Here is a 3110-nt window from a genome sequence, read left to right as displayed (position 1 = left end):
GGATCGAGCGGGGGGCAAGCGATAGCGCGCCAGTTCGGGGCACCCTGCCTACGCATAATCACCCCCCCCCCACAAATAGCCAAAGCCGTCTGTTTGAGCCCCGCAGGGCCGACACTTGTTAACCTTCCAGCGAAGCGGAAGGTTAACAAGTAAAGTCGGTTACTTTACTTGTGGAAAACGCAAGCAGGCTGCTACATTTGAGCCCAGATAACAGGAGCCAAAAACAGGGGGCACGATGTATCAGTTTGCGCACATAGACTCATACGCACGGAAGCCAAAACAGGGCACTCGAAGCGCTAAGGACATAGCCAACGAAGCAGAGAGGCACCCTGATCACGTCAGCCATTTGACCGCCCAAAGGATAACACCGCAGGAGCCGATCAGGGTCTTTGGCTGCTCCCCCTCCGATGCTGTAAAACAGGCCGAGGCATGGGGAGAACAAGCCAAAGACGTGAAAGGCCGGAAACTGCGCATAGATGCCCCTGTGCTGCTCGCTGGCGTTATCAGCTACCCGAGAGAGGGGGAAGACTGGCAGGAGTTCAAGGAGACGGCCCTAGAGTGGCTCAAGGGCGAATACGGGGACAATCTTGTATCTGTCGTGGAGCACCAAGACGAAAAGCACCCTCACCTTCACTTCTACGCCGTCCCAAAGCCAGGTCAAGCGTTCAACGACATCCACGGGGGCAGAGCAGCATCGGCGGAGGCCAAGCGCAAGGGCGAGCCGAAAGCCGCCCAGCTGCGAGCACACAACAAAGCGATGCGGGCTTGGCAGGATCGTTTATATACGGGCGTGTGCCGGAAGTTCGGCATGGCGCGACTCGGTCCCAAGCGCCAGCGCTTGACCCGATCTGAATACATGTCGCGGCAACTTGTGGAAAAGGCCCTCGGCATAGCCGAACGGGCAGGCGCGGCCAAGCCCCTGTTAACAAAGCAGCAGAAGGATGATCTCATGGGTGTTGTGGAGGGCCGAGAAGTGGGTCTGTTCAGCAAAGAACGGATGTACTCGGAGGAGGAGCTTCTGGATCTCGGCCAACGCGCCATAGAGACGGGCATCTCGCTGCAAATGACTATGCAGGGGGACGCAGCGGCAAAGGCCGCCAAAGAGCTGGCAGAGCGCCAGATCAAAGTGGACGAAGTGACACGCCGAACCAAGGCGGAAGCGGAGGGGATGGCCGCCAGACTGGCCCAGAAGGATCGGGAGCTGGAAGCCTATCGAGCAGCCCTTAAGGAGAAAGAGAACGTGCTGGCCATGTCGGAAGTCGAGCGCCAGAAGCAGGCCGCTGAGATCCAGAAGCTGGAGGGCTACAGAAATGCGCTGTCCGATCAGCTTAACGAGGCCGAAGAACAGTTGCGCGAGCTGAAGCCCGAGCAGTACCAAAGGCCGCGCCCATGAAGGCTTGGCACGTAGCGGCGCTGTTCGCCGCAGTGTTCTTCCTGAAAGGGGCGGTGACTGCCTCGGGAGGCTGGTTTATGGGCCTGCTTGGGCTGCATGACTTCTTTGGCTGGGAGGCCCCCTCATACTTCGAAGGCGCTGCATGGATGGCGGCCTTTGCCGCCCTGCTGCGTTGGGCTCGACCCTAGCGGCTGCTGAGGTCTATCTCGATGCGGCGAAAGCCAATGCCGTTGGCCGTGTTGGCGGCTGCATCGATCGAGGAGAAGACCCGCCATCCGCCGCGCTGCCGTTCGATGACTTCATCCCCCCCCTTACCGAAGCGTACCAGGTGAAGATGGAACCCCGCCCCCATTGGGGTGGGGACGATCATCGCCTTGGAGAATCCGCCCATGTCGAAAATGGTCTTGGCCTCTTTTTCCTGCATCATCAAATCCCCTATTTGAAAAATCAAATCGATAATTTGATTTTACCCTCTTGGGGGGTGCAGTCAATCACTTTGGCAATATGATTCGTCAAATCGCTAAAATGATTTTCAATCCAGCTCAAGGCCCAAGGCAATGAGGCATTCCCGCCACTTCTGGGCCTCCAAATCGAAGTTGAGCAGGCCACCTTCAACGCTGATCCGGCTCCCCAAATCGAGCAGCTGCATGGCCGTCATGTCGCACAGGCGCTGGCCGCATGCGTCCAGTAGCCAGATGCAATCCCCATCGACCTCAATCCCGTGCTTGTCGAACCTCATACGTACCTCCGGCCAGAACCAAACCTAACCCGCTTCCGTGGATAACTGCTGCCGCCCACAAGCCGAACCGATGGCATGTGGACGGACGGGCGCAGTTACCCACCTCGCCAAGATCATCTCTCTTTTTTTTTTTTTGAAAGAAAAGGGCGTAAGACACCGGCTCTCCTATCTTTCGCTGCGCTTCAAGATAGGCTCGCCCTCCTGCCTTTTTACGTCATTTTTGACGTAGTTCGGCTGGATGGATCGCCTTGCTCAGGACTATCGAGGCGGCTGGCTGCCGCTCCCCCTCACGCGCTCCTGAGACACACCGCGCCATTCTGCACCTGCTTCAGTCCCCACCTGTGGGCCGGACTGCCGCGCCGTTTTTATCGAGCTGGCCGTGGTTGGTTCCCCGTTGCGCTCGGTGCTGGTGCCCCAAGGTTGCGAGCCCTGGGAGGCTATGGTGCGCGTCGCACGCTGGGCCGTGTGTGAGGTTTCCCCGTTCGGCCCGACCCCTGCACCTGCTCGACAACATCAACATGCTTCCAATTCGAGCGGGTACGACTATGCGCCATTGGCAGAGGCCAACGGGTAACAGGGTTCGGGACGGGATTTCGCTTGAAGACACGGCGGGACGCCGCTAAACTTGACTGGAATTCGGTAGCTGCTTCCGTCCCGAAGCTGTTACCCGGTACAGAGAGCTCCAACTCAAAGTACCTTCGAACAAACCGCCCGCCAGGGCGGTTTTTTCGTTTACGGGCATCAGCTTACTCTGGCCCGTGATCATGGATCAAGCAGCTTTTCGATCACTACGGGATCACAACACCCGCCAAATTCGGTAACTGTTACCGCAACCCCCCTCCCAAATCCGCCATAAAAATAGGCCCGCTCGATCCGTTCCGGTCGGCTGGCCGACCGGAACGGATCGAGCGGGGGGCAAGCGATAGCGCGCCAGTTCGGGGCACCCTGCCTACGCATAATCACCCCCCCCCCACAAAT

The 3110-nt window shown here is 58.6% G+C and carries 4 protein-coding genes; 2 read left to right on the top strand and 2 right to left on the bottom strand.

Annotated features, from left to right (window positions below; genetic code table 11):
* Positions 1-235: 235 nt before the first annotated feature.
* Both PG888_RS22625 and PG888_RS22620 read left to right on the top strand, forming a co-directional pair.
* Complete coding sequence (locus tag PG888_RS22625; protein ID WP_270694448.1) at positions 236-1393, top strand: plasmid recombination protein; 1158 nt, start codon at positions 236-238, stop codon at positions 1391-1393.
* Complete coding sequence (locus tag PG888_RS22620) at positions 1390-1581, top strand: hypothetical protein (protein ID WP_103829336.1); 192 nt, start codon at positions 1390-1392, stop codon at positions 1579-1581. Before PG888_RS22625 ends, PG888_RS22620 begins: the two co-directional genes overlap by 4 nt.
* On the opposite strand, the gene PG888_RS22615 is transcribed toward PG888_RS22620, so the two are convergent.
* On the bottom strand, positions 1578-1817 hold the full coding sequence (locus PG888_RS22615; protein WP_103829337.1) for a plasmid replication protein RepB: 240 nt from the start codon (positions 1815-1817) through the stop codon (positions 1578-1580). The genes PG888_RS22620 and PG888_RS22615 overlap by 4 nt on opposite strands.
* Positions 1818-1925: 108 nt before the next feature.
* Positions 1926-2132 (bottom strand): hypothetical protein, encoded by a 207-nt coding sequence (locus PG888_RS22610; protein WP_270694449.1) that lies wholly within the window; start codon positions 2130-2132, stop codon positions 1926-1928.
* Positions 2133-3110 lie beyond the last annotated feature (978 nt).

Origin of the sequence: Aeromonas sp. QDB23 (genome assembly GCF_027707745.1) — a bacterium.
Classification (GTDB): Bacteria; Pseudomonadota; Gammaproteobacteria; order Enterobacterales; family Aeromonadaceae; genus Aeromonas; species Aeromonas allosaccharophila.
Note: the sequence above shows the minus strand (reverse complement) of the source record. Positions and strands in the feature narration are given on the sequence as shown.

What these genes read in the sequence shown, in the direction of transcription:
- PG888_RS22625 (WP_270694448.1), top strand. Translation starts at nt 236, where the DNA reads ATGTATCAGTTTGCGCACATAGACTCATACGCACGGAAGCCAAAACAG.
- PG888_RS22620 (WP_103829336.1), top strand. Translation starts at nt 1,390, where the DNA reads ATGAAGGCTTGGCACGTAGCGGCGCTGTTCGCCGCAGTGTTCTTCCTG.
- PG888_RS22615 (WP_103829337.1), bottom strand. Translation starts at nt 1,817, where the DNA reads ATGCAGGAAAAAGAGGCCAAGACCATTTTCGACATGGGCGGATTCTCC.
- PG888_RS22610 (WP_270694449.1), bottom strand. Translation starts at nt 2,132, where the DNA reads ATGAGGTTCGACAAGCACGGGATTGAGGTCGATGGGGATTGCATCTGG.